The following is a 1,961-nucleotide window of genomic DNA, read 5'->3' as shown; positions in this document are numbered from 1 at the left end:
GGAAAAAATGTTTATTAAAATGAAAAATTTGATACAGTGTTCTTAGATAACATTTGAATATATTATACTGAAAGAATCTGGAGCCATTATGGACTACAAATCTGACATCGAGATAGCGCGTGAAGCGACAAAACAGCCAATCCAGGAAATTGGCGCTAAACTTGGTATCCCCAGTGACGATTTACTCCCATTTGGGCATGATAAAGCCAAAGTGTCAGATGAGTTTATCAAAGCCCAATCTGGTAAAACAGATGGAAAACTCATTCTGGTGACTGCAATAAATCCGACGCCGGCTGGAGAAGGCAAAACGACCACCACGGTTGGTCTTGGCGATGGGCTAAACAGGATTGGTAAAAAAGCGGCAATATGTATCCGCGAAGCGTCTCTTGGCCCCTGCTTCGGTATGAAAGGCGGCGCGGCCGGAGGTGGCTACGCTCAAGTTATACCAATGGAAGATATGAATCTCCATTTTACCGGAGATTTTCACGCGATTACGTCGGCACATAACCTGCTGTCTGCAATGATTGATAATCATATTTATTGGGGAAATAAACTTGGAATTGATCTCCGGCGTGTTGTTTGGCGTCGCGTCGTGGACATGAATGATCGGGCATTACGACAGATCACGACCTCTCTGGGCGGCGTTGCAAATGGATTTCCAAGAGAGGCCGGCTTCGACATTACCGTCGCTTCGGAAGTAATGGCAATTTTGTGCCTGTCAAACGACCTTGACGATCTACATAAACGATTGGGGGATATTATTGTTGCTTATCGTGGTGATCGTACACCAGTCTATTGCCGTGATATTAAGGCAGATGGCGCAATGACCGTTTTGTTGCAGCAAGCCATGCAACCAAATTTGGTCCAAACATTGGAGAATAACCCAGCCTTTGTTCATGGCGGCCCATTTGCCAATATTGCACATGGTTGTAATTCAGTTGTTGCTACGAAAACAGCGTTGAAGCTGGCCGACTATGTTGTAACAGAAGCCGGTTTCGGCGCAGATCTTGGCGCAGAAAAATTCTTCAACATTAAATGCCGTAAAGCGGGATTATCCCCCAGTGCTGTTGTGCTTGTCGCGACCATTCGGGCCATGAAAATGAACGGGGGAGTTGCGAAGAATGATTTGGGCCAGGAGAATGTGTCAGCTGTTGTTGAAGGCTGCGCAAATCTAGGTCGGCATATTGAAAATATTAAACAGTTTGGAGTTCCTGCGGTAATCGCAATTAACCATTTTGTCACGGATACGGATGCAGAAGTACAAGCTGTGAAAGACTATGTGGCTACGCAAGGCGCAGAAGCCATTTTGTGCCAACATTGGGCGAAAGGTTCAGAGGGAATTGAAGATCTCGCTCACAAAATTGTTGAGGTCATCGATGGAAATTCAGCACAATTTGCGCCGTTATATCCGGATGATATGAGTCTTTTCCACAAAATCGAAACTGTTGCCAAGCGGATATATCGGGCGGACGAAGTTCTGGCCGATAAGAAAATTCGTGACCAATTACGCCAATGGGAAGAAGCCGGGTACGGAAACCTTCCAGTGTGTATGGCCAAAACACAATATTCCTTTTCGACGGATCCTAATCTGAGGGGCGCGCCAACAGGGCACTCTCTACCTGTTCGCGAAGTGCGATTATCGGCAGGCGCCGGATTTGTTGTCGCAGTTTGCGGCGAGATCATGACCATGCCGGGATTGCCAAGTGTTCCATCGGCAGAGGCGATCTGTCTGGATGAGAGTGGGGATGTACAGGGCTTGTTCTAAGCTTTCGTAGTTTTTTCTTAAATATCACTGAGACAGATATAATGATGAATGACAGTCGTTTGATTGATGGCCGCGCCGTCAAAAGCCGAATTTTGTCCGAAGTAAGAGAGTATGTAGAAAGCCAGAAATCGGTTAATCCTGTTGGAAAATTGGTGTCTATATGCTTTGGAGATATTCCTGCAGTTGCCGTGTATAT

At 46.0% G+C, this 1,961-nt stretch carries 1 protein-coding gene; it reads left to right on the top strand.

Annotated elements, in window-relative coordinates; translation table 11 throughout:
- The first annotated feature begins 88 nt into the window (after positions 1-88).
- Positions 89-1,765 (top strand): formate--tetrahydrofolate ligase, encoded by a 1,677-nt coding sequence (locus V7723_RS19695; RefSeq protein ID WP_335686210.1) that lies wholly within the window; start codon positions 89-91, stop codon positions 1,763-1,765.
- The last annotated feature ends 196 nt before the right edge of the window (positions 1,766-1,961 follow it).

Origin of the sequence: Sneathiella sp., from assembly GCF_036960985.1 — a bacterium.
GTDB lineage: Bacteria > Pseudomonadota > Alphaproteobacteria > Sneathiellales > Sneathiellaceae > Sneathiella.
Note: the sequence above shows the minus strand (reverse complement) of the source record. Positions and strands in the feature narration are given on the sequence as shown.

What these genes read in the sequence shown, in the direction of transcription:
- V7723_RS19695 (WP_335686210.1), top strand. Translation starts at nt 89, where the DNA reads ATGGACTACAAATCTGACATCGAGATAGCGCGTGAAGCGACAAAACAG.